Annotated in this window: 31 protein-coding genes; 5 read left to right on the plus strand and 26 right to left on the minus strand. The window is 61.1% G+C overall.

Annotated features, from left to right (window positions below; all coding sequences use genetic code 11):
* The 13 genes from ROS217_RS05705 to ROS217_RS05765 form a co-directional block, all read right to left on the minus strand.
* The gene (locus tag ROS217_RS05705) at window positions 1-1065 is read right to left on the minus strand and encodes a YeeE/YedE family protein (protein ID WP_009816732.1); all 1065 of its coding nucleotides are present in this window, start codon (window positions 1063-1065) and stop codon (window positions 1-3) included.
* Window positions 1066-1166: 101 nt separating this feature from the next.
* Window positions 1167-1598, minus strand: a complete 432-nt coding sequence (locus ROS217_RS05710) for a DUF302 domain-containing protein (RefSeq protein WP_009816733.1) — start codon at window positions 1596-1598, stop codon at window positions 1167-1169.
* A 37-nt stretch (window positions 1599-1635) separates the two neighbouring features.
* Window positions 1636-2904, minus strand: coding sequence for an NAD(P)/FAD-dependent oxidoreductase (locus ROS217_RS05715; RefSeq protein ID WP_009816734.1), 1269 nt, complete (start codon window positions 2902-2904; stop codon window positions 1636-1638).
* A 28-nt stretch (window positions 2905-2932) separates the two neighbouring features.
* Window positions 2933-3637: a c-type cytochrome gene (locus ROS217_RS05720; RefSeq protein WP_009816735.1), complete on the minus strand. Its 705-nt coding sequence runs from the start codon at window positions 3635-3637 to the stop codon at window positions 2933-2935.
* A 9-nt stretch (window positions 3638-3646) separates the two neighbouring features.
* Window positions 3647-4714, minus strand: coding sequence for a c-type cytochrome (locus ROS217_RS05725; RefSeq protein WP_009816736.1), 1068 nt, complete (start codon window positions 4712-4714; stop codon window positions 3647-3649).
* Complete coding sequence (gene soxC / locus ROS217_RS05730; protein WP_009816737.1) at window positions 4698-5981, minus strand: sulfite dehydrogenase; 1284 nt, start codon at window positions 5979-5981, stop codon at window positions 4698-4700. The genes ROS217_RS05725 and soxC overlap by 17 nt, the downstream gene beginning before the upstream one ends.
* Before the next feature lie 26 nt (window positions 5982-6007).
* Entirely contained in the window at window positions 6008-7705 is a 1698-nt protein-coding gene (gene soxB, locus ROS217_RS05735; RefSeq protein ID WP_009816738.1) for a thiosulfohydrolase SoxB, read from the minus strand.
* A 99-nt stretch (window positions 7706-7804) separates the two neighbouring features.
* Window positions 7805-8662, minus strand: coding sequence for a sulfur oxidation c-type cytochrome SoxA (gene soxA / locus ROS217_RS05740; protein ID WP_009816739.1), 858 nt, complete (start codon window positions 8660-8662; stop codon window positions 7805-7807).
* Between the two features lie 27 nt (window positions 8663-8689).
* Window positions 8690-9019 carry a thiosulfate oxidation carrier complex protein SoxZ gene (gene soxZ, locus ROS217_RS05745; protein WP_009816740.1) on the minus strand — a complete coding sequence of 110 codons (330 nt, stop codon included), beginning with the start codon at window positions 9017-9019 and terminating at the stop codon, window positions 8690-8692.
* A gap of 22 nt (window positions 9020-9041) precedes the next feature.
* A complete protein-coding gene (gene soxY, locus ROS217_RS05750; protein WP_009816741.1) occupies window positions 9042-9458 on the minus strand; it encodes a thiosulfate oxidation carrier protein SoxY in 417 nt (138 codons plus the stop codon).
* Window positions 9459-9497: 39 nt separating this feature from the next.
* Window positions 9498-9968 carry a sulfur oxidation c-type cytochrome SoxX gene (soxX, locus tag ROS217_RS05755; RefSeq protein WP_009816742.1) on the minus strand — a complete coding sequence of 157 codons (471 nt, stop codon included), beginning with the start codon at window positions 9966-9968 and terminating at the stop codon, window positions 9498-9500.
* 107 nt (window positions 9969-10075) lie between these two features.
* Window positions 10076-10654, minus strand: coding sequence for a thioredoxin family protein (locus ROS217_RS05760; RefSeq protein WP_040651145.1), 579 nt, complete (start codon window positions 10652-10654; stop codon window positions 10076-10078).
* A 15-nt stretch (window positions 10655-10669) separates the two neighbouring features.
* A complete protein-coding gene (locus tag ROS217_RS05765) occupies window positions 10670-11407 on the minus strand; it encodes a cytochrome c biogenesis CcdA family protein (RefSeq protein ID WP_009816744.1) in 738 nt (245 codons plus the stop codon).
* Between the two features lie 79 nt (window positions 11408-11486).
* Between ROS217_RS05765 and ROS217_RS05770 the strand changes: the two genes are divergently transcribed.
* From ROS217_RS05770 to ROS217_RS05780, 3 genes are read left to right on the plus strand one after another with little or no spacing between them, the layout of a single operon-like run.
* Window positions 11487-11855: a hypothetical protein gene (locus ROS217_RS05770; RefSeq protein ID WP_009816745.1), complete on the plus strand. Its 369-nt coding sequence runs from the start codon at window positions 11487-11489 to the stop codon at window positions 11853-11855.
* A gap of 33 nt (window positions 11856-11888) precedes the next feature.
* Window positions 11889-12203 carry an ArsR/SmtB family transcription factor gene (locus tag ROS217_RS05775; RefSeq protein WP_009816746.1) on the plus strand — a complete coding sequence of 105 codons (315 nt, stop codon included), beginning with the start codon at window positions 11889-11891 and terminating at the stop codon, window positions 12201-12203.
* Between the two features lie 42 nt (window positions 12204-12245).
* The gene (locus ROS217_RS05780; protein WP_009816747.1) at window positions 12246-13292 is read left to right on the plus strand and encodes a YeeE/YedE family protein; all 1047 of its coding nucleotides are present in this window, start codon (window positions 12246-12248) and stop codon (window positions 13290-13292) included.
* Here the strand turns inward: ROS217_RS05780 and ROS217_RS05785 are convergent.
* From ROS217_RS05785 to ROS217_RS05815, 7 genes are all read right to left on the minus strand, one after another.
* On the minus strand, window positions 13268-15022 hold the full coding sequence (locus ROS217_RS05785; protein WP_009816748.1) for a SulP family inorganic anion transporter: 1755 nt from the start codon (window positions 15020-15022) through the stop codon (window positions 13268-13270). The genes ROS217_RS05780 and ROS217_RS05785 overlap by 25 nt on opposite strands.
* Window positions 15023-15059: 37 nt before the next feature.
* Entirely contained in the window at window positions 15060-15944 is an 885-nt protein-coding gene (locus ROS217_RS05790) for an MBL fold metallo-hydrolase (RefSeq protein WP_009816749.1), read from the minus strand.
* On the minus strand, window positions 15941-16375 hold the full coding sequence (locus ROS217_RS05795) for a DUF6691 family protein (protein ID WP_009816750.1): 435 nt from the start codon (window positions 16373-16375) through the stop codon (window positions 15941-15943). The genes ROS217_RS05790 and ROS217_RS05795 overlap by 4 nt, the downstream gene beginning before the upstream one ends.
* A 3-nt stretch (window positions 16376-16378) precedes the next feature.
* Window positions 16379-16819, minus strand: a complete 441-nt coding sequence (locus ROS217_RS05800) for a YeeE/YedE family protein (RefSeq protein ID WP_009816751.1) — start codon at window positions 16817-16819, stop codon at window positions 16379-16381.
* Window positions 16820-17021: 202 nt separating this feature from the next.
* On the minus strand, window positions 17022-18512 hold the full coding sequence (locus ROS217_RS05805; protein ID WP_009816752.1) for a tripartite tricarboxylate transporter permease: 1491 nt from the start codon (window positions 18510-18512) through the stop codon (window positions 17022-17024).
* Entirely contained in the window at window positions 18509-19000 is a 492-nt protein-coding gene (locus tag ROS217_RS05810; RefSeq protein WP_009816753.1) for a tripartite tricarboxylate transporter TctB family protein, read from the minus strand. Before ROS217_RS05810 ends, ROS217_RS05805 begins: the two co-directional genes overlap by 4 nt.
* Window positions 19001-19076: 76 nt before the next feature.
* Window positions 19077-20054, minus strand: a complete 978-nt coding sequence (locus ROS217_RS05815; protein WP_009816754.1) for a Bug family tripartite tricarboxylate transporter substrate binding protein — start codon at window positions 20052-20054, stop codon at window positions 19077-19079.
* Window positions 20055-20198: 144 nt separating this feature from the next.
* Between ROS217_RS05815 and ROS217_RS05820 the strand changes: the two genes are divergently transcribed.
* Both ROS217_RS05820 and ROS217_RS05825 read left to right on the plus strand, forming a co-directional pair.
* Window positions 20199-21107, plus strand: a complete 909-nt coding sequence (locus tag ROS217_RS05820; protein WP_009816755.1) for a LysR family transcriptional regulator — start codon at window positions 20199-20201, stop codon at window positions 21105-21107.
* Window positions 21104-21847: a sulfite exporter TauE/SafE family protein gene (locus tag ROS217_RS05825; protein ID WP_009816756.1), complete on the plus strand. Its 744-nt coding sequence runs from the start codon at window positions 21104-21106 to the stop codon at window positions 21845-21847. Before ROS217_RS05820 ends, ROS217_RS05825 begins: the two co-directional genes overlap by 4 nt.
* Here the strand turns inward: ROS217_RS05825 and ROS217_RS05830 are convergent.
* The 6 genes from ROS217_RS05830 to ROS217_RS05855 are packed head-to-tail and all read right to left on the minus strand — an operon-like array spanning window position 21844 to window position 26601.
* Window positions 21844-22515: a fumarate hydratase C-terminal domain-containing protein gene (locus ROS217_RS05830; protein ID WP_009816757.1), complete on the minus strand. Its 672-nt coding sequence runs from the start codon at window positions 22513-22515 to the stop codon at window positions 21844-21846. The genes ROS217_RS05825 and ROS217_RS05830 overlap by 4 nt on opposite strands.
* A complete protein-coding gene (locus ROS217_RS05835) occupies window positions 22512-23471 on the minus strand; it encodes a fumarate hydratase (RefSeq protein WP_009816758.1) in 960 nt (319 codons plus the stop codon). The genes ROS217_RS05830 and ROS217_RS05835 overlap by 4 nt, the downstream gene beginning before the upstream one ends.
* Window positions 23468-25222 (minus strand): L-aspartate oxidase, encoded by a 1755-nt coding sequence (locus ROS217_RS05840; RefSeq protein WP_009816759.1) that lies wholly within the window; start codon window positions 25220-25222, stop codon window positions 23468-23470. The genes ROS217_RS05835 and ROS217_RS05840 overlap by 4 nt, the downstream gene beginning before the upstream one ends.
* A complete protein-coding gene (gene sdhC, locus ROS217_RS05845) occupies window positions 25222-25563 on the minus strand; it encodes a succinate dehydrogenase, cytochrome b556 subunit (RefSeq protein ID WP_009816760.1) in 342 nt (113 codons plus the stop codon). The genes ROS217_RS05840 and sdhC overlap by 1 nt, the downstream gene beginning before the upstream one ends.
* Window positions 25560-25892, minus strand: coding sequence for a succinate dehydrogenase (locus ROS217_RS05850; protein ID WP_009816761.1), 333 nt, complete (start codon window positions 25890-25892; stop codon window positions 25560-25562). The genes sdhC and ROS217_RS05850 overlap by 4 nt, the downstream gene beginning before the upstream one ends.
* Window positions 25885-26601, minus strand: coding sequence for a succinate dehydrogenase/fumarate reductase iron-sulfur subunit (locus ROS217_RS05855; protein ID WP_009816762.1), 717 nt, complete (start codon window positions 26599-26601; stop codon window positions 25885-25887). Before ROS217_RS05855 ends, ROS217_RS05850 begins: the two co-directional genes overlap by 8 nt.
* Window positions 26602-26855 lie beyond the last annotated feature (254 nt).

The raw sequence follows: 26855 nt of genomic DNA on the forward strand, positions 1-26855 counted from the left end.
TTACGGGGCGACCGGGCGCAACGCGCGCCCGGCCAGCATGAGATGTGTGGTCATTGCGCCGATCCACATGCAGGTCACCGCCACCCATGCGGTCAGGGCAAAGATCGCACCGCCAGACATGCCCGCGCCGACGGCACAGCCGCCCGCAAGCATGCTGCCGAAGCCCATCAGCGCCGCGCCGATCAGGTAGCGCTCCATCGGGGTGTCGGGGCCAAAGCGCTCGATCTTCCATTCACGGGTCAGGATGGCCATGGTGGCGGCACCGGTAAAGACACCCGGCACAAGGCCCACGCCAAAGCCAAGCGGCAGGCTGGTGCTGTTGACCAATCCCATCAGCGTGTCGGTGGACGGGCCGGTAAAGGTGACGGAAGAGATCTCGACCACCTCGAATGAGGTCTGGGCAATGGCATAGGTCAGCAGCCAGCCAAGGCCTACCGCACCGCCAACCAGAGCGGCGGCAATGGCGTGGCTGGGGCGCACCCCGCGTCGAAAGGCGAGGAGAACGCCGCCTGTCAGACCCAGCGCGGCGATCAGCGTCGCCATGCCCGGCCCCATGCCGAGATAGGACAGGATATTGCGTGCCTCGCCCCCCGGCACGAGCCAGAGGCTTGCCAATGCCTCACGCGAGGGGGCGAGAACACCGCGCAGCGCCGATTGCGCCACAAGCGTCAGGACAAGCCCCGTCACGATGGCGCGCAGGTTGCCGGTGGCCGAGAGCACGAGCAGGCGGCTGGCACAGCCGCGCGCAAGGATCATGCCGGCCCCGAACATCAGCCCGCCGATGATGGCCCCCGACATACTGCCCGTGGCCGCCAATGGGCGCGCCTCGGACACATCGAGCAGGCCTAGGGCAATCGCGCCCTGAACCGAAGCGACACCGGCGGAAAAGGCGATGAGCCAGATCGAGAGGCGCGGGCCAAAGCCCCGTTCAGCCACTTCGATCGTGGCCGCACGCAGACAAAAGCGGGAATGTTGGGCGGCGGCCCCAAAGAGCACGCCGACAAGGGCACCCGCCATGGCCAGAACCGCCCCATCGCCAAATCTGTCTATCAAGGATTCAAGCATACGCCGCCCCGCGATGAAAGATGCGACTGGATATCAAGGCAAGGGTTTGAGCGCCTTGATATGGGTCAACCGGGCCGCCGCAGCGGCCCGGCTGCACTGGTTTATTGCAAAGCCTCTTGAACGATCTCGTCCAGCATCGCCTGCACTTTCTGCATCTCGCCCTCGGGGTAATTGCGATAGCCGATCAAGACCTCACCGCCTTGATCGGCAACGAAGATACCATAGGGGCAGTGGGCGATGTTCATGGGATCTGCCTCCATCACCTCGCGCGAGAGGGTGGCGGAGCAGAACAGAAAGATATCCGCCGCGTCGAAGATTTTGACATCGCTGCCAACATCCGCGCCGGTGCGGTTCAACATCTCGCCGACATGGCTTTGCAGGTCGATCACCAGACCGCGACCGACAATCGCGCTCTCGACGGCAAAGGTGGCGTCGTCAAAGCTGCCGTCATAGGGGTAGGTGGTGGCCTGCTCTGCCGCCGCAACAGGCAGGGCCATCAGGGCCAGAGCACCGGCCAGAACTGTGCGTTTCACTGGAAATCTCCTCTTTCAGACTGGGTGGTGCGCGTTTTCAATTGAACATGTCCGCGGTGATTCCGGCGTACCAGCCGACGGATTCCTCATAGGTCGCCTTGCGGGTTGCGGCGTCTTCGCCGGTCTGCGAGACAAAGCCGTCAACCTTGGCGATCTTTTCCGCCGTGGCCTCGTAGGTGGCCCCCACCTTGACGCCATCGTCGGGGGCGATGAGCGACCAGCAGGTGTTGGTGAACTTGGCCGGAAAGACCTTGGAGTCGGTCAGCGCACCGCGCACCGCCATGGCGCAGACCTTGGCCTGAGAATTGGCGGCAAAGCCGGATTTGGGCATATCGCCCTGTTGCGCCGCATCGCCCAGAACATGCACATCCGGGTCAGCCTTGGACGACATATCGGCGGCATTGACCGGCGCCCAATTGCCATCGGTGACGCCCGCCATATCGGCGATGCGCCCGGCCTTTTGCGCGGGGATGACGTTACAGACATCAACATTCTCGACCGATCCGTCGATGTCCACGGTCATCGCCTCGGGATCGACGGTCACGTTTGTTGCCCCGAAATCCGGGCCGACCCGTTCTATCATGCCGCTGTAATGGCGTTCCCAACCTTCCTCGAACAGACCCTGTTTCGAGAATTTCTCCTTGGGGTCGACCAGCAGAATCTTGGCGGTCGGGTTGGTCTGCTTGAGCACATGCGCGACCATGGAAATCCGCTCATAGGGCCCCGGCGGGCAGCGGAATGGGTCGGGCGGGGCCACCATGGCAAAGCGTCCGCCCTGCGGCATCGCCATGATCTGCGCCTTGAGAAGTTCGCTCTGCGATCCGGCCTTGTAGGCGTGGGGCATCTTGTTCTGCGCGGCGACAGACCAGCCGGGCACAGCCCCCTCGACGAAATCAATGCCGGGGCTGAGGATCAGCTTGTCATAGGGCAGCACGGAACCACCTGCGAGGCTGACGGTCTTGGCGTCGCGGTCCACATCGACGGCCCAGTCATGCACGACGTTGATCCCGTATTTGGCCGCAAGTGTGCCATAGGTATGGGAAATATCGCCTAACTCGGTGAAACCGGCGATATAGAGGTTGGAAAAGTAGCAGGTGAAATAGGTGCGCGAGGGCTCGACCAGAGTCACGTCAATCGCGCCCTTGCTGTCCTTGGCGATATAGCGCGCGGCGGTAGCCCCGCCCGATCCGCCACCAATCACCACGACGCGGGGTTTGCCGTGGTTATCGGCCAGCACGCGCGGTGCCGAAAGGGTCGCAGCCGTAGCCGCGCCCACGGCAATAAACTTTCGTCGGTTGAATGTCATTTTCCGTCCTCCCTGGATGGACCCCGGTTCAGTCGAGGTCCTTGAAATAGGCCGCCAATGCCGCAATCTCCTCGTTCGACAGGCGTCCGGCCATCATCTGCATCACCGGATGGGGACGCAGTTTGTCTTTGTAAGCGTGCATGGCGACCACGAAATCCTCTTGGGGCCAGCGGGTGATCGAGGGGATACCTTCGGTCGAACCGTCTACCTGATGACAGCTTACGCATTCACTCGAGAGGTATTCGCCATATTCGGGATCACCCTGGATCGCCAGAATTGCGGGATCGACGGTGTGATCGGTGCCGCGCGCGGTTGGCGCGGCCTCGGGGATATTCGCGGGGTTGGCGGAAAAGCGGCGCAGATAGGCCAAGAGGTCCGCACGGTCCTGCGCGTCCTTGATGCCCCGAAAACTCATGCGGGTTTTGGACACGAGGGCGCGGGGATTTTCGATATAGGCGTCGAGCGTATCAAAGCCCCAGATCAGGCCATCGACCCCGGCGCGCTGCATCGAGTCGGAATAGGCAAAGCCCGTATGCGATGCGGCTCGCCGCCCGAAGAGGCCATTGAGATGGGGGCCAATACGGTCCTCGGCCCCCTGTCCAATCTCGTGACAGCCCTTGCACTGCCCATAGAGCGCCTCGCCTGCCGCTGTGTCGCCTGCCAGTTCGGCGCGCACGGCACCTGCCGCCAGTATCGCGGTCAGGGCAATCGGCAAGAGGAGGCGCGCTGTCATGGCCGCATCTTACTGGCTGAAGTTTGAAAGATAAGCTGAAATTGCCGTGAGATCCTCATCCTTTTTGAGGCCTGCAAAACTCATCTTAGTGCCCTTCATAAAGCCGCGCGGATTGGCGAGGAACTCTTTCAGAGTTTCGTCGGTCCAGACCAGACCATCGCCGGCCATCGCTTGCAGAGCGTCGGAATATTTGAAGCCCTCAGCCGATCCCGCCGCGCGCCCCATCACCCCATTGAGTACCGGGCCAACGCGGTTTGTGGCCCCTTCGCCGACCTGATGGCAGGCGCTGCATTTCTTGAACACCTTTTCACCAGCGGCGATCAGGGCCGGATCAATCGCCGCCACCTCTGCGGCGGGGGCCGCTTGCGGTTCTGCGGCCGGTTCAGGCGCGGCCACGGCCACGTCGACAGGCTCTGCCGCGCTCGCCTCTTCTGTGGCGGTCTGTTCGTCTGGCGTCACATCGAGAACGGTGGCGTGCATCGTGATCTCGACGCTGTCCTTGCAATTTTCCATGCAGGGCTCGCCATGCCAGATCGCATATTCGGTCACGGCGCGGTCATCGACGATGAAGCCACCCGCATTGGGCAATACCACGTCCATGAAGTTCTCATTGCTCAGCTCGAAATCGTCCTCCACGAGATTGTTGGAATAGAGGATATAGGCGACGATGGCATAGACATCGTCGGGCGTCAGGCTTTGGGCGTTGCCAAAGGGCATCGAGCGGTTGACGTAGTCGAACACGGTCGAGAGATGGGGCCAGTAGGACCCCACCGTCTTGAGCGGGTCGTCCCGGTCGAGCGTGTCGGCCCCACCGGCCAGTTTGGGCCAGTTGCCGATACCTTCGGCGAAATCGCCATGGCAGACCGCGCAATGCTCGCCAAAGACCTCATCCCCGGTCCAGACATCGCCCGATCCTTCGGGGAGGCCGCGCCCATCGGGCATCACCTTGACATCCCACGCGGCGATTTCCTCGGGCAGGGCGGGGCGGCCAAGGCCGTAGTCGCCAGCCCAAAGCGCGGTTGCCGTGGCGCTGAGAGCAAAGCCTGTGATCAGCGTAAACTTAAGAAACTTCGACATTTTCTGCCTCCCCGTTGGGCCGCACCCACCATGTCTGAATACAGTTGTTGTGATAGACCGAGTTCAGGCCGCGCACCTCGCGCAGTTGCGCCTTGGTGGGCTGAATATAGCCGGTTTCATCCATGGCGCGGCTCTGAAGCAGCATCTCTTCGCCGTCCCATGTGGTGTCGAGGTAGAAACGGGTCAGCGCCTTGGCCTCGCCCGGTTTGGCAAGACGGGCGGTTTCCCATGTCTTGCCACCGTCCTTGGACACATCCACGCGGGTGATTGCGCCATGTCCGGACCATGCGAGGCCGCTGATCACAAGCGGGCCCTTGCCATGCTTGATGGGCGATTGCGGGCTGGGCGAGGTGACGACCGATTTGGCATCCATCACCCAGGTCCATTTGCGGCTGGTGCCGTCGGCCAGCGTGTCGGTGTATTTGCTGGTCTCTTCGCGGCTCTCGACGGCGGCGTCGGTCACTTCGATGCGGCGCAGCCACTTGACCCACATGTTGCCTTCCCAGCCGGGCACAACAAGGCGCACGGGGTAGCCGTGTTCCTTGCGCAGCGCCTCTCCATTGGCCTTGAACGCAATGAGGCAGTCGCCAAGCGCCTTGGCCATCGGGATCGAGCGGCCATTGGACGACGCATCGGCCCCTTCGACATAGACCCATTTATCCTTGAGCTCGCCTGCTGCGTCCAATCCCGCCTCTTCCAGCAGGGTACGCAGGGACACGCCGGTGTATTCCATGTTGTGAATCATGCCATGGGTGAACTGCGCGCCGTTCAACTGCGCGCCCGCCCATTCCATGCCGGTGTTGGCGGCACATTCGCAGAAGTAAATGTGGTTCTCGCGCGGAAAACGCTCGAGATCTTCGTAGGTAAAGACCAGCGGCGTATCGACGAGGCCGTTGATCATCAGGCGATAGTCCTCTTTCTTGAGGTCGATCGCGCCGGAATGGTGCCGCTCGAACGCGCAGCCTTGCGGCGTGATGGTGCCGTCGAGCGCGTGAATGGGGGTAAAGTTGATCGAGCTGATCGGATCGGCGGTGAGCCACGGCACATTGCGCCGCACCACGTCCGCCTCATAGTCGATGGGTAGGCCATAGGGGGTGGCATCAACCCCATCGCCAAGGCTGATGGCCCAGTCCTGCACTTCGGTGATCAGCGGATCGGGGGTGGCGGCCTGTGCCGCGCCCGCCGCGACGGCCCCTGCCGCCGCTGCCACGCCACCGCGCAAAAAGGCGCGCCGGGAGGTGGGTTTGCCTTTGAATGTCGCTGACATCTCAAATGCCTCCTTTCAGCAAGTCGTTACGCGCCAATCACTTGGACGCTGTTATTGGGGGTGACACTGACCGTGCCGAGTTTGCGGATGTGGTTTTCGACCACGTCCCAGATTTCCGGGCCTTCGGTGTTTTCATTGACCGAAGCCCAACCGGCGACAACGTAGGATTTCGCGGGATCAATCGCCTCGCCGGTCTTGAGCAGGGTCATGTCGCTGATCCGGCTGCCCTGCGGCTGGTTGATGTCGATCCGATAGCCCATGCCGCCGATCCGCACCATGTCGCCGCCCTGTTGGTAATAGGGGTCGGGGTTGAAGATGTTGTCGGCCACGTCTTCGAGAATGACCTTGATGAACTCGCCGGTCATCTCGGAGCGATAGGCCTTGCCATAGGTCATGGAGGTGACGTTGAAGAGATCCTCGCGGGTTATGTCCTGACCGGGGATCAGGCTTGGCCCCCAGCGGACGCCGGGGGACATGGCGATATCGGCCTCGCGCTCCGAGATCAGCGCATCACAGATCAGATCGTCCCACGTGCCGTTGAAGTTGCCACGCCGGTAGAGCAGGCTGTCGGTCTTGCCGATCACCTCTTCGAGGTCCGCCTTGAACGGTGCGCGCTCGGCGTCGATCAGGGCGGCCACCTCTTTATCGGGCTCGATCACATCCGAGAAAATCGGGATCAGCTTGTGCCGAAAGCCCATCATCCGGCCGTCGCGCACATCAAGATCAACGCGGCTGACGAATTTGCCGTTGGAGCCGGAGGCGACGATGATCGTCTCGCCGACGAGCGCGGGCTCGGGCAGGGCGTCATGGGTGTGCCCCGAGAGAATCACGTCAATACCAGTGACGCGGCTGGCCATCTTTTTGTCTACGTCAAAGCCGTTGTGGCTCAGCACGACGACAAGCTCAGCGCCCTGCCCCCGCACCTCATCGACCATGGCCTGCATGTTCTCGTCACGGATGCCAAAGGAGTATTCCGGGAACATCCAACCGGGGTTGGCAATGGGCATATACGGGAAGGCCTGACCGATGACGGCGATCTTGACGCCGCCGCGTTCAAAGAACTTGTAGGGCGGGAAAATCTCGACCGGCTCGTCCCATTCGGCATCAAAGATGTTTTGGCCCAAGGCGGCAAAGGGCAAGCCTTCGACAATCTCCTGCACGCGGGCGGAACCGAGGGTGAATTCCCAGTGAAAGGTCATCGCGTCAGGTTTCAGCGCGTTCATCACGTTGACCATGTCCTGACCGGCGGTTTTGTAGCAGGTATAAGAGCCATGCCATGTGTCGCCGCCATCCAGCAGGATTGCATCGGGACGGTCGGCGCGGATGGCGTTGATCACGGTCGCGACGCGATCAAGCCCGCCAACCTTGCCGTAAGACTGCGCGAGGGCACTGAAATCGCCAGCGGACAGGGCGTAGTGCGAGGGGCTGCCATCGTCGATGCCATAGAGCTTGCGGAAATCGGCACCGGTGACATGGGGCACAGCACCCTTGTTGCCGCCCACGCCGATGTTGATCGACGGTTCGCGGAAATAGATCGGCTTCAGTTGGCCATGAATGTCGGTGATATGGATCAGGCTGACATTGCCAAAGGTGTCGAACTGCAAGAGTTGATCCTGAGTCAGCGCCTGCTGCGCCGCCAGCTTGGCCCAATTGCCAAGGGAAGACGCCCCAAGGATGGCTGAGGCCGCCATGCTTGTCTGAAGAAAATCACGCCGCGAGATCATGGTGGACCTTTCCAACTCCCGCACGCATCACATGCGGATTTTTGAATGTTTTAGAATGTGGAAAACCCCGCCGACACGCTGTCAGGCGGGGCATTCCGATTAGTTTCGGATCGACGGTCCTTCGACCGACAGGCCATTGCCGCGCGAGGCGACATAGAGCTCCAGCGCGATAAACTCGGGGCTGCCCTCGGCAAAGGTTTCGGCCCGGGTATCGCGAATGCAGCCTTTGAAGCGGTCGTGCGCGCTGTTCAGCTTGGTGTTCTTGAGTCGATAGGCCGGAAAGCCGTTGATCTGCCCCTGGCTCAGGTGATCCGCGCGGATCATGTTGCCATAGTTCTGCTCGTGACAGTTGGCGCAGGACAACTCGAGCTGACCATAACGGGTGTAGTAGATTTCCTTACCCTGTTCCCAAGTGGTCTGAGCGGGGCCGTCAATCGCAACGTTCACCGGCATGCCACGCGAGACAGAGGCGAGCAGCGCGGTCATGTTGACCATATCGCTCCCGCTATACTTCCACTTTTCCGCGCCCATCCGCTCTGTCCGGCAGGCGTTGATCTGCGTTTCGAGCGTGCGAACCTCGCCAGCGGTCTCGTTCCACTTGGGATAGACAGCGCGGACACCCTTCATGCTCTCTGTGGCGTCGCCATGGCAGCTTGCACAGGATTTGCCCTCGGTGCCTTCGGCGGTTTCCCATGCGGTCAATGCGTTCTCGACAAAGATCATGCCGGGATTGTCGAAATCGTCGGCCTGCATGGCACGGGTATCCGCCTCGCGGAAATGCCAGCCAGACAGCACCTCGTCGAACCTATCCGCAAGATGCGCAGGTGCCGCGGTGCGGGTGGTGATCTCGATTTCGTCGTTCACGACGAGCGTGTCATCAACCGGGTCAGCCAAGGCCGCCCCCGCCAAAAGCGCCGTTGTGCAAATCAGGCTGGTAATCCGTCCTGTTCTTTTCATTCTCGTCCCTCCCTTGACGATTGGCCCTTATTTCAGCGCGATTGGCTTGATGTCCTCGTAGACCGAGCCATCGTCATCGTACCAAGTGAATTTGAATTCACCCGCTTCGGGCACCGTGGCTGCGAACTCGATGTAAGGGTTGGTCGAGATTGCGGGCTCCATGGTCACGTCGACGACGCTCTGACCGTTGAACTCGCAGGTGAACCGATTGATGATCGAGCGCGGGATGATGTTGCCTTCTTTATCCTTGCGCTGACCGGATTCCATCGGGTGGCTGATCAGGGTCTTGATCGCGACCGCTTCGCCTGCGGCTGCGGATTTCGGGACCTTGACGCGGGGTGTGACGTCTTGTGCCATTCTGATTTCTCCTACCTATGCCTCAGCCGCCGCAGCCGCCGATTGTAACCTTGACGTTGCTCGATGCCTTGGCAAAGGAGCCGTCGCTCATCTTGGCAATCGCCACCACGTCCTGCGTGCCCGCAAGACGGATGCGGGTGGACGCGGTTTGCGAAGCGGCCAGCGGTCCGAATTTGAAGGTTGCAACGCCGGGCGTCGGATTGCCCGTGGCCAGCACGAGGATTTCGACGGCACCGGGGGCCGCGACTTCGATCGGGACGGTGTTGCCGTTCTCGGCAATTTCGGGGGCGGTCAAGGTGATACCGCTGTCGGCCATGGCAGCGCCGCCGGTGAATTCGGCGATACGGTCCTCGGCGGCGGCGGTGGCGCGCATGGGCAGACCAAAGGCAACAAAGGCCCCTGCTCCCATGATCATCACGTTGCGTCGTGTCAGTGTCATAGTCTCAAACTCCTGATCTTGGTCACGCTCAGGGCGCGATCACTCTTTGAGGGTCACCAGATAGGCAACCACGTCTTCAACTTGCTGAGCGGTCAGAAGGGGGCCGAACGTGCTGTCCGCCGCCTCGCCGGTAAAGGCGTTGCCCGGCCGCGTGTAGCCATCCGTCCGGTAGAAGGAGGGCATCAGCGACTCGGGGAACATCATCTTGGCATTCACGACGATGCCGCGCAGGTCGGCCTCGCTCCACCGGGAGCCGGCGCCATCCAGCATCGGGCCGATTTCGCCATGAAACGGAACGTCGCTCATGTCGGTGATTTGATGGCAGGCGACGCAGTTGCCCAACGCGCGGTCCCCCAGCACGTCGCGCCCGGCGACCGGATCACCCGCAACGCCTGTGAGCGAGTCCGCAATCGCGCCATCGGTGAATTTGACATCCGTCGGCGCCACTTCAGCCGCAGATGCGCTCAGTGCCGCGCAGATCAGCGATACCGTGAAAATTGATCGTTTCATGCGTCCTCCCTAACACATTCAGATTTCTGTATATCATAGAGCACAATTCCGCGATCACACAACATTAAATTCGTATTCTTGAATTTAATGTCATTGCGCGGACCTGATCACTGCGATTTTCCGGCCTCGCGTTCGGCGATACGGCGGGCGTGATAGCGCTGAAAATCTTCTTCGGTATCAAGCGCGTAACGTTTCTCGTGAACCCATGTCAGCAGGTCCAGCGTCGTGCCCGGCCCAAAGGCTCCGGGCATCATCGCAACCGCTGCCTGAGCGGCGGTCTGATCCTCCGCGACCTCTTCAGGCAGAAACAGAATCGAGGGGGTGAACAGGAGGCCCCATTTACGCGCCGCCTGTTTCTCGGTCAGCGACTCACCGTCGAAATCGACAACCTCCAGATCGCCATGCAGGTTGAGTTGCACGACGAAATAATTCTCGCGGATGAAATCGGCGATCTCGGGGCGGGGGAACACCTCTTCGTGCATCTTGGTGCAGTAGATGCAACCGCGCTGTTCGACCATCACCATCAGACGCTTGCCCTCGGCATTGGCATCCGCCAGATCCTCGCGCAGATCCTTGAAGGTGTCGCGCATCCAGTCGGTCTTGTGCAGGCCGTCATCGCCCAGGTCCGCCGCAGCAATGGGCAGGGCGAACAGGGCGGCGGCCAGAAGGGTGAGCACTCGGGTCATCATGGTCCTCCTCGATCAGATGTTTTGAAAGGCTGGGAACGTCTCCAGCATCCATTGGGCGATGTAATTGACGCTGTCGGTGGCGATGAGCGCGGCAAAGACGATCAAAAGCAGCCCCATCGCCTTTTCCACCTTGGGCAGGTGGCGGCGGAATTTCGAGGCAAAGCGCAGGAACGGCCCGATAAAGAGCGAGGCCACCATGAAGGGCGTGGTCATGGCGAGGCCAAAGACCAAGAGCAGCACCAGCCCTTTCATCGCCGTGGCCTCGGTGCTGGCGGTAAAGACCACCGCTGTCAGCACACCGCCCACGCAAGGCGTCCAGCCAGCGGCAAAGGCGAAGCCCACGACATAGGCCCCTAGAACGGACATATTCTTGGTATCGCCCGCATCCATCTGCAACACGCGGTTGAGAAAGCCGATGCGCAGCACGCCCAGAAAATGCAGCCCGAGAACCAGCACGACGAGGGCGGCAAAGAGGCGAAACTCGGTCTGAAAGCCGCGGAACGCCTGGCTGAGGCCAAAGGCAGCCGCCCCTAGCAGCACAAAGACGGTGATGATTCCCGCCGAAAACATGACCGACGCGGCAAAGGCGCGGCGGCGTACGCCGGGGGCAAGACGACCCTCGGCGCTGATCTCGGACATCGAGGCGCCAGCCATATAGCTGAGGTAAAACGGCACGATAGGCAGCACACAGGGCGAAAAAAAGACGATCAATCCCCCGACGAAGGCGCTGAGCAGTGAGACATCGAACATGGGGCATCCTCAGACGGGTTGATCCGCAAACATATTCAAACTATCATATGTTTTAGTCTGTCCGTCAATCGGAACACCGATGCATACGCTCGTTGCCTTTCTCGTCAGCCTCTCGCTGACATTCGGCCTGATCGGTCCGCTGTCGGCGGCAGAGCTGGTCATGGTTGAGCGACATGGTTGCCATTGGTGCGAGCAGTGGAATGCCGAGATTGCCCCGGCCTATCCCAAGACCATCGAGGGCACACGCGCGCCCCTGCGCCGGGTGCAGATCAACGCGCTGCCCGAAGACATCGCCTTTCGCAGCCACCCGGTCTTTACCCCGACCTTTGTTCTGGTCGAGAACGGCGAGGAGCTTGGTCGGATCGAGGGCTATGCGGGCGACGAATTCTTTTGGTTTCTGCTGACACAGCTCTTGGATGCGCATCCCGATGCCACCAAGGCGCCGTAGCCGGCGATGCTGCGCCGCTCCCCCCCTCCCGGGATGGACGTGTCCGAAGAAAGCGTCGATGCGATGCTCACCCTTGCCCATACGGCGGCGGAGTTCCTCAAGGCGATCAGCCATGAGGGGCGGCTGATGATCCTGTGCCATCTTGCGACGGGCGAAAAGACTGTGACCGAGCTGGAAGAGTTGCTCTCTGCGCGGCAGGCGGCGGTGTCACAACAGCTCTCTCGGTTGCGGCTGGAGGGGCTGGTTACACCACGACGTGAAGGCAAGGCGATCTATTACCGTTTGACAGACCGGCGCGCGATACAGATGCTCGAAGTGGTCTACGATCTGTTTTGCAAGCAACCTTGACCAACCTGTCAGATCCTTGCCCACGTCAAACGGAGAAGCATCATGCCTGGCGGCATTCCTGAAACCCTGCTCATAGTTCTCTGTGGCTTTGCTGGCGGCGCGATCCTTGGGCTGGCGGCGCGCGTGGGGCGCTTCTGCACCTTGGGGGCCATCGAGGATCTGCTCTATCAGCAGAGCGATACGCGAATTCGCATGTGGGGGCTGGCGATTGGGATGGCAGGCTTTACGGCCTTTGGCTTTGCCGGGATGGATCTGTTTGATATTGCCGCCAACGCCTATTGGATCACGCCCTGGTCACCCTTGGCGAGCGTTTTGGGTGGGCTGTTGTTTGGCTATGGCATGTCACTGGCGGGTAACTGTGGATTTGGTGCATTGGCACGGTTTGGAGGCGGCGATCTGCGGGCCTTTGTGATCGTGTTGGTGATGGGAATTTCAGCCTATATCATGATGTCCGGGCCGTTTGCGCGGTTGCGCATCATGGCGACTGAGGCCACCAGCCCCGCGCTTGACAGTCAATCCTATGCGCAGGTTTTAGGCGCATTCACCGGGTTACCGACGATTTGGGTCGGGCTGGCGGTGTCCGCGCTGATCACGGTGGCCGCGCTCGCGTCGCGGGATTTCCTGCGGAACCGACAGGCGCTCTTTTGGGGGGCGATGGTCGGGCTTGCTGTCACCTCGGGTTGGCTCGGCACCTCTTGGGTGGCCACACATGGATTCATGCCGCAGCCGGTACAGACCCATACGTTCTCTGCGCCGCTTGGCGAAACCATCATCTTTCTGATGACTGCGAGCGGCGGCGGTCTCAGCTTTGGCGTGGCCTCGGTCTTTGGCGTGCTTGCGGGTGCGTTTTGCGGCAGTTTGTTCAAGGGGCATTTCCGCTGGGAAGCCTGCGAAGACCCGCGCGAGTTGCGGCGTCAGATTCTCGGGGCGGTCTGCATGGGGTTTGGGGCAGTGCTGGCCTTTGGCTGCACGGTCGGTCAGGGAATTTCCGCATTTTCCGTGCTGTCGTTCAGCGCACCGATCACCTTTGCCGCGATTTTTGTGGGTGCGGCGATTGGCTTGCGTCAGCTCATCACCGGCTTTGCCTGATCGCCCGCCACGGTATCGGGGGCAAGGGCGGCAAAGGCATCGTATTGAGCGAGAAACACCTTGCCGGTGAGATCGCGCAGGAAATGCGCGCGGCAGAGGCGGTCCATCACCGGGCCTTTGACCTCTGACAGATGCAGGCGGATGCCCATTTCCTTGAGCCGTTTGGTGATCTCTTCCAGTGTTTCCACCGCGCTCAGGTCGATCTCGTTGATGGCAGAACACATCAGCACCACGTCACGCACCGGCCCCCCGGCCTGCACGCGCGCGAACACGTGATCCTCGATAAAGCGGGCATTGGCGAAATAGAGGCTCTGATCCGGGCGAAAGGTGACGATCGCAGGGTCGGTCAGCACCCTGTGGCGCAGGATATTGCGGAAATGCTGCGTGCCGGGAACAAGGCCCACTTCGGCAATATGGGGCCGTGAACTGCGATAGAGATGCAGGCCAATCGAGAGGATCACGCCGGCGGAGACGCCGGTTTCGACCCCAAAGCCGAGGGTGAGCAGGATGGTGCCCGCCACAGCCGCGAAATCCGCCTTGGAATAGGCCCAACTGCTGCGCAGGATGGCGAAATCCACGAGGCTGAGCACGGCCACGATAATCGTGGCGGCCAGCGTGGCAATGGGCAGAAAATAGATCAGCGGCGTGAGGAATATCGCGGCGATGGCCAAGCCCACGGCGGTGAAGGCCCCCGCGGCGGGTGTTGCAGCACCTGCGTCGTAATTCACGACAGAGCGGGCAAAGCCACCGGTGACAGGATAGCCGCCAGTAAGGGCCGCGCCGATATTGGCCGCGCCGAGGCCGATCAATTCCTGATCCGGGTCGATCCGTTGGCGCTTCTTGGCGGCCAGCGTTTGCGCCACCGACATGGATTCCACAAAGCCGATCACCGAAATCAAAAGCGCGGGCACAAAGAGCGCGCCGATCAGCCCCGGTGAAAAGGACGGAAGCGTCAGCGGTGGCAATCCCTGAGGCACCGCCCCGACAACGGCAACACCATGCTGATCGAGCCCGAAGAGCCAGACCAGAAATGTGCTGAAGGCCACGGCGATGACCGGCCCCGCCTTGGCCCCCATATCGGCCGCACGCGGACCGAACCCGCGCTGCACCAGCAGGGGTTTCAACCCGCGCCGCACCCAGAAGAGAAAGGCGGCAGACGCCACGCCGATGAGCAGCGTGAGACTGTTGATATCCGCCAGATGCCACAGCAGAGACCAGAGCATGTCCGGCAGGCTGCCACCGCTCGCCTTGACCCCCAAGAGATGTTTCAACTGGCTGACGGCGATCAGGATGCCGCTGGCGGTGATAAACCCGGCGATCACCGGATGCGACAGGAAGTTCGCCAGAAACCCAAGGCGCAGAATGCCCATGGTGAGCAGGATCAGGCCGGACAGCCCGGCAAGGGTCAGCGCCGCCACGGCATAGCCCGCCGTGCCCGCCTCGGCCACATCGCCAATCGCGGCGGCTGTCATCAGGGATACCACCGCGACCGGACCCACGGCCAAGGCACGGCTGGTGCCGAAAATGGCATAGAGGATGATCGGACGGATCGAGGCATAGAGCCCCGCCTCGGGCGGCAGACCGGCCAAGAGGGCGTAGGCCAGCGATTGCGGGATCAGCATGATCGTCACGATCACCGCCGCCATGCCGTCATCTGTCAGCGCATGCCGGTCATAGTCGCGGCCCCAATCCAGTACCGGCAGGACGCGCCCGAGGGATTTAAAATCCATGTTACTTGTTCCGCGCCCCGTAAGAGGGGGCAATGTCTCAGAGCTTGTTCACCGGCAGTTTCAGCATCGGATTACCGTCGCTGTCGCGTGGCACCTCACCTGCGCGCATATTCACCTGCAAGGAGGGCAGGATCAGACGGGGCATATCCAGTGTCGCGTCGCGTTCGGTGCGGAATTTCACGAACTCCTCGCGCGTCCTGCCGCCGCCGACGTGGATGTTATGCGCTTTTTCCGCGCCCACGGTCGTCTCCCACTGAATGTCACGGCCATTCGGGCCATAATCGTGACACATGAAGAGGCGCATGTCGTCGGGCAATCGCAGCACCTTTTGGATGCTGTCGTAGAGCTCACCCGCGTCGCCACCGGGGAAATCGGCGCGGGCCGATCCGCCGTCGGGCATGAAGAGCGTATCACCGACAAAGGCCGCATCGCCCATCACATGCACCATGCAGGCGGGTGTATGGCCGGGCGTGTGCATGGCAAAGCACTGCATGCCGCCCACTTTGTAGGTGTCGCCATCCTTGAACAGGGCGTCAAATTGCGACCCGTCGCGCTGAAATTCCGTGCCTTCATTGAAGATCTTGCCAAAGGTGTCCTGCACAATCAGGATTTTTTCACCAATGCCGATCTTGCCGCCAAGCTTTTGCTGGATATAGGGCGCGGCCGAGAGGTGATCGGCATGGACATGCGTCTCGATGATCCAGTCCGGTGTCAGGTCGTGATCCAACATATAGGCGATCATGGCATCGGCATGACCATAGGTTATCCGTCCCGCCGCCATGTCGATATCCATCACGCTATCGACCACGGCACAGGCCCGCGATCCGGGGTCTTTGACCACATAGCTGATGGTGTTGGTCGCCTCGTCAAAGAACGCCTTGACCTCTGGCGTCACGGTCATGTCCACGGGATAATCGGTCATGCTGTCACCTTTCTCTCTGCCTGTTTCGTCTGTATGGCGCGCGCCACCCAGATCCCGGCAAGCAGGGCTGCGACAAAGGCCAGCACGTCGGGCTTGCCCGAGCCAAGAGCCGGGATTGCCGCACCGGGGCAAAAGCCCGCAATGCCCCACCCGAGGCCAAAGACCGCTGATCCGCCGATCAGGCGCGCGTCGATGACCGTGTTGGTGGGCAGCTTGAACTCTGCCTCGACAATCGGTCCGGGGCGTTTGAGCACCACACGGTAGCCGATGAATGTGGTAACCAGAGCGCCCCCCATGACAAAGATCAGACTCGGGTCCCATGTGCCTGCGACGTCAAAGAAATTGAGCACCTTGGCCGGGTTTATCATGCCAGAGATGGCAATTCCCACACCAAACACAAGGCCTACGAGCAAAGCGGACAGGATGCGCATGGTTCAGACTCCTATAACGTGACGGATGATATAGACCGTCAAGAAGGCCACGACCATGAAGGTGAGCGTGGCAACGATCGAGCGTGGTGACAGCCGCGCGATGCCGCAGACCCCGTGTCCAGAGGTGCAGCCTGAGCCAAAGGTAACGCCGATGCCCACGATGAACCCGCCAATCAGGATCATTGGCAGGCTGATCGGCACCTCGACCACGGGCATTTGCCCGGTCAGCGCCAAGACAAGCAACGGTCCCGCGATCATGCCGACCATCATCGCCGCGCGCCAGCTCTTGTCGCCCGGCACATCACCGGACATCAGGCCCGACAAGATTCCCGTGGCCCCCAGTATCCGGCCCTGAAAGACCATCAGCAGCACAGCAGATAAACCGATCAACACACCACCAGCCAGCGACGCCAATGGGGTAAACTCTGTTTCAACACCCACCATATCGTATCCTCTCACGTCAAAACCCGGCTCACTGGAGCCGATTTCCATTATATCATCATTTATGAATATATGAAGATGTGTTTCTTTTTCATACCCCCTGAGCGGTATGTCACGAAAATCTTATCACGCCTGACCCGACGGGTGAGCAGGGATAGATGCGGTATGGTTCTGCCGTGTATGCGCCGCTTGATTTGACAGAGTCTCAGCTCTTTTCGCGGGCCTTGTCCAAAGTGCCCCGTGCAATCGCCACCACGGCAAGCAAGGTCAAAGCCCAGAAGAACCATGTGATCGGCCCGCGCAGCAAGATGTCCGGCGCTCCCCCGGACATGAGCATGGATTTGCGGAAATTATCCTCGAGCAGCGGGCCGAGGATGAAGGCAATAAGAAAAGGGGCGGCAGGGATATGGTAGCGGGTCATCACAAATCCGACCCACCCCATAACGAACATCACCGCCACGTCAAAGATGCTGTTGTTGACGGCAAACACCCCATAGATGCAGAGCACGAGAACGATGGGCATCAAGATGCGCTTGGGAATATCGGCCACCGGTTTGAATCCCCGGATTGCCAGCCCGCCCACGATAAAGAGCAGGCCCGAGGAAAAGATGAGGCCGATGAAGAGGCCATAGATGATATCGACATTCATCACGAACATCATCGGTCCCGGCTGTAACCCATGCACCATGAAGGCCCCGATGATGATCGCGGTGATCACATCGCCCGGCACGCCAAGTGCCAGTAGCGGGATGAGTGTGGCGCCGGCCACGCCATTGTTGCCAGCCTCAGAGGCGGCGACGCCCTCGATTTCTCCCTTGCCGAAATTGGCCTTGTTGGGGGATTTGCGCCGTGCCTCGGAATAAGACAGGAAGGCCGCGGGGGCCGCGCCGATGCCGGGGATAGAGCCCAGAAAGACGCCAATGAAGCTGCCGCGCACGATAGAGCGGAAACAGCGTTTATACTCGGCAAACGTGACCCATTTGTTGCCCAGGGTCTGCACCTTGCCCATGTGCCCGGTGGGGTGCCAGACCATGTTGATGACCTCGGGGATGGCAAAGAGGCCGATCAGCACCGCGATGAAATTCAACCCGCCCATCAGGTTGGGGTGGCCGAATGTGAAACGGTTTGTGCCATAGACGAGATCAAGCCCGATGGTTGCCAAGAGCAGGCCCAAAAGCGCCGCGAGAGCGCCGCGCAAGAGGCTCTCGCCCGAGACGCCCGCAATGATGGTGAGCGAGAACAGGATCAGAGCAAAGAACTCTGGCGGGCCAAAGCTGAGCGCGAAAGAGGCCAGCCAGCCTGCAAGCAGGATCAGAGACAGGTTCGAGATCAGATCCGCTGTGCAAGAGGCCCAGAGGGCCATGCCGAGCGCGCGCCCCGCCTCACCTTTGGCGGCCATAGGATGTCCGTCAAGCACCGTGGCCGAAGAGGCGGGCGTGCCCGGCGTCTTGATCAGGATGGCCGGAATCGACCCACCAAAGATACCGCCCTTGTAGACGCCAAGGAGCAGCAAGATGCCGTTGATCGGCTGCATCGGAAAGGTAAAGGGCAGCGTCAGCGCCACCGCCATCGTGGCCGAAATCCCCGGAATCGCGCCACCGATGACGCCGATCACAATCCCTATGGCCAGCGAGACTAGCGCCTCGACATTGCCGACCAGCGCGAGACCGGCCATGATGCTGTCAATCATGCTCATGGCAACCTCACATAATCGCCCTGCGGGATGGCAACGCCTGCGACATGTGCAAAGAAGCCGTAGAGCAGGAGCGGAACCACCAGAGCGCAGATCAGCGCAGTCTTGGGATGGCGTGTCCTGACCAGAAACGCGAGGGCCGCAAAGGCCAGCATCGCGGCCCAGACCATGCCGATGCGGGGCAAGAGCCAGAAGGTTACAGCCATCAGCACCGCCATGCCCGCCAGCCGGATCAGACCCGCGCCGGGATCTTCAATCGGGTCATTGACGGGGGCGTCATCCTCATCCGGCTTGCGGTTGGCAAACAGCATGCCCAAACCCACAAGCCCGGTCAGCCCGGCAATCGCATAGGGCCAGAACCGGGGCGAGAGGACGATATTGCGAATATTGCTGGGGGCAGAGATCCAATACGGAATGGCGTAGAGGATCAGGAAAAGACAGGCTGCACAGGCACCGATGCCCAGTTGCAGCTGAATTGCGCGTTTGCTCACCCTGATCCTCCCCGATCAGTTTGCTGGCCTTGATAGGCCGGGCATCTCTGCGCCCGGCCTATGCGTGCGACAGACTTCAGCCTTCGATCCGCATGCCGAGTTTATCGACAAGCGCGCGGAAGGTTTCATACTGCGCCTGAATGAAGGCGTTGGCCTCTTCGGGGCTCATCACGTCAATCACGGACCCGAGTGAATTCATCTGTTCGATGAATTTCTCATCTCCGGCGGCGGCAGCCATCCATTCACCCCATTTGGCCGCCACATCTTCCGGCAGATCATCCGGCCCGGCAATGCCCGTCCAGCCCACCAGTTGGGTCAGATTAGGCTTGCCCAGTTCAACGGCAGTGGGCGCATCAAATCCTGCAACGGGTTCGGCCGTGGTGACGAGGATCGGTTTGAGCTGACCATTGGCCACGAAATTGGCAAGCGCCGACGTATTGGTGCAGATGAACGTCACGGTGCCGTTGAGAACGGCGGTCGCCGCCTCGCCACCTCCGCCTTGAGGAATGTGAATCGCCTTATCCAGCGGGTTCTCGACGCCGAATTCATCCAGCACCATCACGGCCGCGAGATGCAGCATCGAGCCGACGCCAGAAGAGCTATAGCTGGTGCCCTCGGATTCCGTCAGAGCGATGAGATCCTCGATCGTCTCGATGCCGGAATCCGGGCGCACGGCACAGGCGACGGGGTTGATTTCATAGACCGTCACAAAGCGGAAATCGTCGAGTGTATAGGGGAGCGTTGCCTTCATCGCCGGGTTGACCGTGTGCGAACCGACGCGGGCAAAGAGCATGGTATAGCCGTCCGCCTTGGCGTTTTGCACCGCAACAGATCCGGTGGCCCCCCCTGCCCCCGTGATATTTGACATGACCAGCGGCTTGCCGACCACGGTGCCCAATGGCTCTGCGATGGTGCGGGCCGAAATATCGGTCGCACCGCCTGCGCCATAGGGAATGACCATGTTGATGGGGCGTTCGGGATATTCGGCCACTGCGGCGGTTGCCGTCAGGCCAAGTCCTATGGCGCAAACCGCGCCCAACTGTCTCAGCTTCATGTTTTCCTCCTCCTCTGTGGTGTCGGCGGCAGGGTGATCGCGGATTGCAACGCCGTCGGCTTTAGGTGTAACTTTAAGGCACGCTTAATATAAGCAATATTCCGTTACAGCTTGTGTTACAAAATCTTACGGAAGAGGCAGGGCATGTCAATCCGGCGCTTGCGCACCCTGATCGCGGTGGACGATCACAAGACCTTTAGCGCCGCTGCCGAGGCGGTGTTTGTCACCCATGCCGCCGTCAGCCAGCAGATGCGGAGTCTCGAAGAGGAATGGGGCATTGCGCTGTTTGACCGATCGCGACGGTCTCCGGAGTTGACCCCAACCGGTCGTGCGCTTGTCGCGCGGGCGCGCGACATTGTGCGCGCCTATGATGGCATCGTGCCATCGGTTTTAGGCGATGAGGGGTTTCGCGGCGAAATCTCTTTGGGCGCTGTGCCTATGACGCTGACCGGGCTGACGCCATTGTCTGTGCGATTGCTCAAAGACAGCTTTCCGGATTTGCATGTGCGCATTGTGCCGGGCATGACGACCGCCTTGATTGCCGAGGTCGAGCGGGGCGCGCTTGATGCCGCAATCCTGTCGCGGCAGGGACCGTTACCGCCCGACGTCGACCATGCCGATATCGCGCAGGAGCCCATGGAACTGCTGGTGCCGCAAGAGATCGAAGGCGACGATGTGCGAGACCTTTTGACCCGATATCCGTTTATCCGGTTCAGCCGTGATGCCGTGGTGGGCGGGCTGATCGACGGCTGGCTGCGCGATAATGCCATTGCCGTGTCGGTCACCATGGAGTTGCAGGGGCTGGAGGCGATATCGAGCATGGTGTTGGCGGGGCTTGGTGTGTCCATTGTACCGGCGCGCTGTGTGCGCGGGGTTCAACCGCTGCCGCTGCGGCGACTGCCGTTGCCCAACGGAGCACCGGTGCGGCAATTGACGTTGGCGCATCGCCGCGACAACCCGCGTATTCGGATCATTCAGGAGATTCACATGGCTCTGCTTGGCGCGGTGGATATCGGTATCTTTACCCCCTCTGCCCGAAGCACCGCTGCATGAACGCGGAAATCGTTGCCTACATCATCGCAGGGGCTGCGGCGGGCGGGTTCATCAACGGGCTTGCAGGGTTTGGAACGGCGCTCTTTGCGCTTGGATTCTTTCTCACCGTGCTGCCGCCGTTGCAGGCCGTGGCGATGCTCGTTGTGCTTTCGGTTATCACGGGATTGCAAGGGGTCTGGGTGGTGCGCCACGCCATCGGCCAGAACAAACGGCGGCTGGCACGTTTCCTTGTGCCGGGGCTGGCCGGGATACCATTGGGCGTTCTGATCCTGAGTGTGATTGACGCGGGCACGCTCAAGGCGGTGGTGGCGGCCATGTTGCTCGTTTATGGCGGTTATTTTTCCTTTCGGGCGCGTCTTCCAAGGTTTGAGCGGCCAACGCCGCTGTGGGATATGCTCGTGGGTTTCTTGGGGGGCGTGCTTGGTGGCGCGGCCTCGCTCTCGGGGGCGCTGCCGATGATGTGGTGCACGCTGCGCCCTTGGCCCAAGCATGAGACGCGCGCCGTGCTGCAACCGTTCAATGTGGTCGTTCTTGCCGTAACTACGGCTCTTCTGGCGTTCAAGGGAGCCTATACACGGGAAACTCTGATCTATATCGCGATTGCGATCCCATCCTCGCTCGCTGCCGCGCAGATCGGAATTGCGGTGTTCAAGCGTCTGCCCGACGCCGCATTCCGTCGCCTATTGATCGTGATGACCTTAGTTTCGGGCGTGGTCTTGCTGGCGCGCGAAATGCTCTAGCCAATCACCTCATCAGAGCGGTCATCCGTCTCGCCATAGCGTTTAAGCGTCGCGGGGCGCGTGCCTTCATAGACCCGTTCGAGGTTCTTGGCGATCTTGGCGTTCTCGCGTTCAAAGAGGCAATTACCGTCAAGATCCGACGCCACGATGAACGGCCCCATCTTGTTGCAGCGAATAACCCACATCGCCTGCGCCAGACCTAGCTCATCCTGCCAATGCACTGCCTCCACCTTTTCGATGCCGCGCCCCAGCAATGCGCCGGTGCCATAGCCCACTGTTGAGAGGTAAATCGCGCCATTCGGCACAAAATAAGATCTGTAATCTTTGGACGACATGCCGCCCTTGCCGATGATCAGCTTCGCGCCGGTCTTGGCCATCCATTCCGGCAACCATTTGGCAAAGCGGAAGGAGGCAGTTGCCGTAACTGCGCCCATGTTGAACGACCCATCGGGACGAATGGCGGCGGCGGGGGAGCAATGGAAGTTCGTGGCGCTCTGGCTGGGCAGTTCCAACGGGATATTCGCCTTGTCCTCAAGCGCGCGCATATAGACCCCTTCGCGGGCGGTATAGAGCAGCCCGTCGAGATAGACGATGTCGCCAAGCCGCAATTCGGCCAGCGCCTCGGGCGTCGGCGTGGTGCTCAGGCGGATTTCACGGGGCTTGGTCATTCTGCCGCCTCCTGTGCGCCACCCTGCCATTCGACGGTTTCGCGGCGCTGATAGGGGGTGAACCAATCCGGATCGGTGCGGTATGCGACGCGACCATCAGGATAGAGGCGCGCGACCGCCCGGCGGGACGAAAGACAGAAGGCATGAACGGACATCTGCATGCCCCCGGTGTGGCAATAGCCTACTTCGATGTTGCAATTGATCACCATGTTCTTGCCGACAAATCCCATCGCCCCCATGCCGATGGAATTGCCCAGATCCTTGAACTCCCGCTCCAGCGCGGCGATTTTCGGGTCCGGGTTCTCACTCCCCACGACGCGCAGGCAGGCGGCGCGCTTGCCCAGCACCATGCAGGTATCCTTGGACCCACCAAGGCCAATGCCGATGATCGCGGGCTGACAGGCCAGACCGCGTTTGCCAAAGGCGACAAGGCTATCAAGGTAAAACCGCTTGATCCCTTCGATACCATCCGAGGGAAAGAGCATGCGATAGTCCGTACCAAAGAGGCCCCCTTTATGTACGGTGATGAGGTCGATCCAATCGCCCTCGGGCTCGAACCCATATTCAATCTCGGGCGCGCCGATGCCAACGTTGTTGTTGTGATCCGTGCGCCAGAGCGGATGCACCCGATTGGGGCGCAGGGGCACGTCATAGGTTGCCTTGGCTGTGGCGCGGCGCAGCGCGGATTCGAGCGCGACCGGCCCGCCCTCAATCTGGGCCTCGTTGCCCATCTTCACATACCAGCGCGGACAGCCAGTATCGCCGCACATCGCACGCCGATCCTCCTTGGCGGCCTTGTAATTCTCCAGCATCGCCTGAAGGACAAAGGACGAGAGATCACCATCCTCGGTCTCGGCGGCGGCCTGAAGGCCCGTCAGGTAATCCTCGGGAATTTCAATGGCCGCCTTGTCCATCAGGCGCTCGGCGGTGTTTTGGATGAGGTCGATTGAGATCATTGTGCAGCCACCAATGTTTCGGGTTCGCTCTCGGGCAGGATTGTCTCACCGGGGCGGATGATGGTGAATTGCACCGGATCGCGGCGGACGGTCAAATCGCTGCCCTTTTGGGTAATCACCGTGTAGTAAGAAGCATCAAGATCACCTTCATCCAGGAAATCCTCGCGGTAATGCGCGCCGCGCGAGTTTTCACGCGCAAGGCCCGCCAGCGTGATCGCCTCGGATACGTCGCAGAGTGAGCGCAGGTTGAGCCAGTCGTGCCAGGTGAGGTTGAAGGCGAGATTGTCGTCTGCGACGCCAACACCCATCAGCGCATCGGAAATCTCGGCAACGCGGGTCAAACCACGCTCCATACCCGTAGCTGTGCGCATGACGCCGACATCATCCCACATCGCGTCTTGCAAAGCGGCACGCAGAGGATGGACCGGCGCGGGCTGGCGCGTGAGGGGATGCAGGGCGCGGTCAATCTCGGCCTGCAACGCGTAGGGGCAGGGATCGCGCAGCGCGCCCATGGTGCGGATATCCGCGCCCATCACGTCGCCCGCCACCCCGCCATAGACGGTGGAATTGGCCACGCCATTGCCGCCCAGACGGTTCGAGCCATGCGCGCCGCCTGCATCCTCGCCCGCCACATAGAGCCCTTCCATCGCCGTGCGGGTATCGGCATCCACGACCACGCCGCCCATGAAATAATGCGCGGTTGGCACCACCTCGACCAGACCTCCCGCCAGATCAAAGCCGCTATCGGCGCAGCGTTTGACCATGCCGGGGAATTTGGCGCGCACGTTGTCGGGGCCAAGGTGGGCCATGGAAATAAAGACGCCGCCATTCGCCGAGGTATTGTTCTTGCGCATCTCGGCATAGATGGCGCGGCTGACGACATCGCGGGTCGCACGCTCGCCCTTGGGGTCATAGTCGAACATGAAGCGGTTTTCCGCGCCGTTGAGCAATTGACCACCCGCGCCGCGCAGGCCCTCCTCCAGCACGGTTCCGGTCATCCGCGTATGGTCGCCGGCCAGCAATCCGGTGGGGTGAAACTGCACCATTTCCATATCGCGCAGTTCCAGCCCCGCGCGCAACGCCATGGCAAGGCCGTCCATCGTCTTGTCGCCCGACGGCGTGTTGTATTTGTACATGGTCGGGCCGCCGCCGGTGGCCATGAGGACCGTCTTGGCCCGGACCAGACGAAAACCGCCTGTGCGCATGTCGATAAAGAGCACGCCTGCCAAGGCGCTGCCGTCGCGCGTCGGGATCAGGCCAATCGCGCGATGCTCTTGCAGCTTGTCCACGGGACGCGCCAGAACCTGCTCCATCAAGCGGCTGATGATCTCGATGCCGGTCAGGTCGCCCTTGTGGACCGTGCGGTCGGCGGTCTGCCCGGCAAAGGCCTTTTGATGCAGCGTGCCATCGGGGTTGCGGTCAAAGAAGCAACCGATTTCATTTTCCAGCTCGTGGATACGCACCACGGCCTGTTCGCAGAGTTTCCACGCCATATCCTGATTGGGCAGCCATTTGCCGCCCTTTATGGTGTCCATGAAATGCCGCTCGACGCTGTCACCGCCGCCCAGCGCCACGTTGTAGCCGCCCTGCACCATGCGGGTGCAGCCGCATTTGCCAATGAGGCCTTTGACGGCGATGGTGATCCGCGTGTCTGCGGGTGCGGATTGCTGCGCGTGGAGCGCGGCAAAGAGGCCCGCACCGCCTGTGCCGATGATAAGAATGTCGGTGTCGTGTCGGTCGATATGGGTCATCAGATCGCCCTCAGGAAAAACGTACCGGACAGAAAGAGGGCCGCGCCGACCGCCCCCGCCGCCAGCGTCTTTTGACGGTCGGACCAGGGCAAGAACTCGAGCGCCATCAGGCGCAGGCCGCCGAACATATGGACGGCAAGCAGAAAGACGAGACCGAATTCGGCGATCTTGACCAGCGGGTTTTCGGCAAAGGCGAGAAAGCCATCAAGCCGCGCAGGGGCGGTAATCGCCTGTGCCAAGAGCCAGAAATGCGCAGGCAGAAACAGCGCGAGCGCCAGGCCGGACACGCGGTGCAGCACAAAGGCAAGCCAGAGAGGATGCGAACGGGGCGGCTGTTTCATGGCAGCGTCACCGCAAAAACGGCGCTGAGCCCAAGGGTGAGAAGTGCCGCACAGATGCCCCATGTCAGTACGTCAAGGGCGATGCCGCGCAAGCGCAGCCATTCATGTACGATGACGCGCAGACCGATGGCGGCGTGGACAGAGACGGCGAGGACAAAGGTGCCGTAGAACAGGAACCAAAGGAGGCTGCCTTGGGTGCGGCCCAAGATTTCCGTCGTGCTCAGCCCGCCCTGGATGGCGTAGATCATCACGGCGATGTGGCCCAACACCAAGGGCGCCATCACCAGCGCGCTCAGGCGTTGCGCCATGTAGAGCCGCAGGTCAAGCATCGCGCTTTCCTCGCAAGGCTGCCTTGACTGTTTCGCGCTTCAACCCGGCAATCGCGCGCATCGGGTTCAACTCGTTGGGGCAATATTGCGCGCAACTGCCCATGGAGTGACAGTTATGGCAGCCGCCCTTGCCCGAGACCGCCGCAAGGATGGTTGGGCGATCGGCGTCGCGGCTGTCGTTGAGCAGGGTCCAGGCGCGTTGCAGCGCGGCCGGACCGAGGTAATCGGGATTACCTGCCACCGTGTCACAGGCCGCGTAGCAGATCCCGCAGTTGATGCATTCGATTCCAAGGTTGGCTTCGGCCCGCTCGGGATTGTCGGGCGTGATCGGGTCAAACTCTTCGAGCCGTCCGCGCGTCGGGTGGTGCCGCGCCTCGGCGGCGACCCATTTGTCAAAGAACGGGTCCATATCGGTCGCCAGATCCTTGATCACCGGCAGGTTGCGCAGGGGGGCAATGTCGAGGCGACCGTCATTAGCGACGCGGCTGACATGGGTGCGGCAGGTCCAGCGCGGCACGCCATTCACCATCATTGCGCAAGAGCCGCACATGCCCACGCGGCATGCAAAACGGTAACTCAGCGTCGGATCTGCCTCTTGCTGGATCCAACTGACCACATCGAGAACTGTCTGATTTTCGCGGGCCGGAACATCAAAGCGCTGCATCCGGGTTTTGCCCGCCTCGCCCCGCTGGACGGTCACTTGCAACATGTCGCGCGTTCGGGTCACGGCATCCTCTGGCTGATTTTGGCGGTTCTGACATCGTTTATAATTATGAGTTTTGCTAACAAAAAGGAATTAATGCTAATGGTTTCTGTAAGTCATTCTATCATATTTGGAGCGCCACACGGGCGGACCAATCACAGGCTCCCGAATGACAAGCCTTTGCCAAAGCCTAAAAATTGTGCATGGTTGAGGGATAAGCGGGCATAAAACCGCATCGGGCCCGTCCTGTCGCAACAATT

This window comes from Roseovarius sp. 217 (genome assembly GCF_000152845.1).
Taxonomy (GTDB): domain Bacteria; phylum Pseudomonadota; class Alphaproteobacteria; order Rhodobacterales; family Rhodobacteraceae; genus Roseovarius.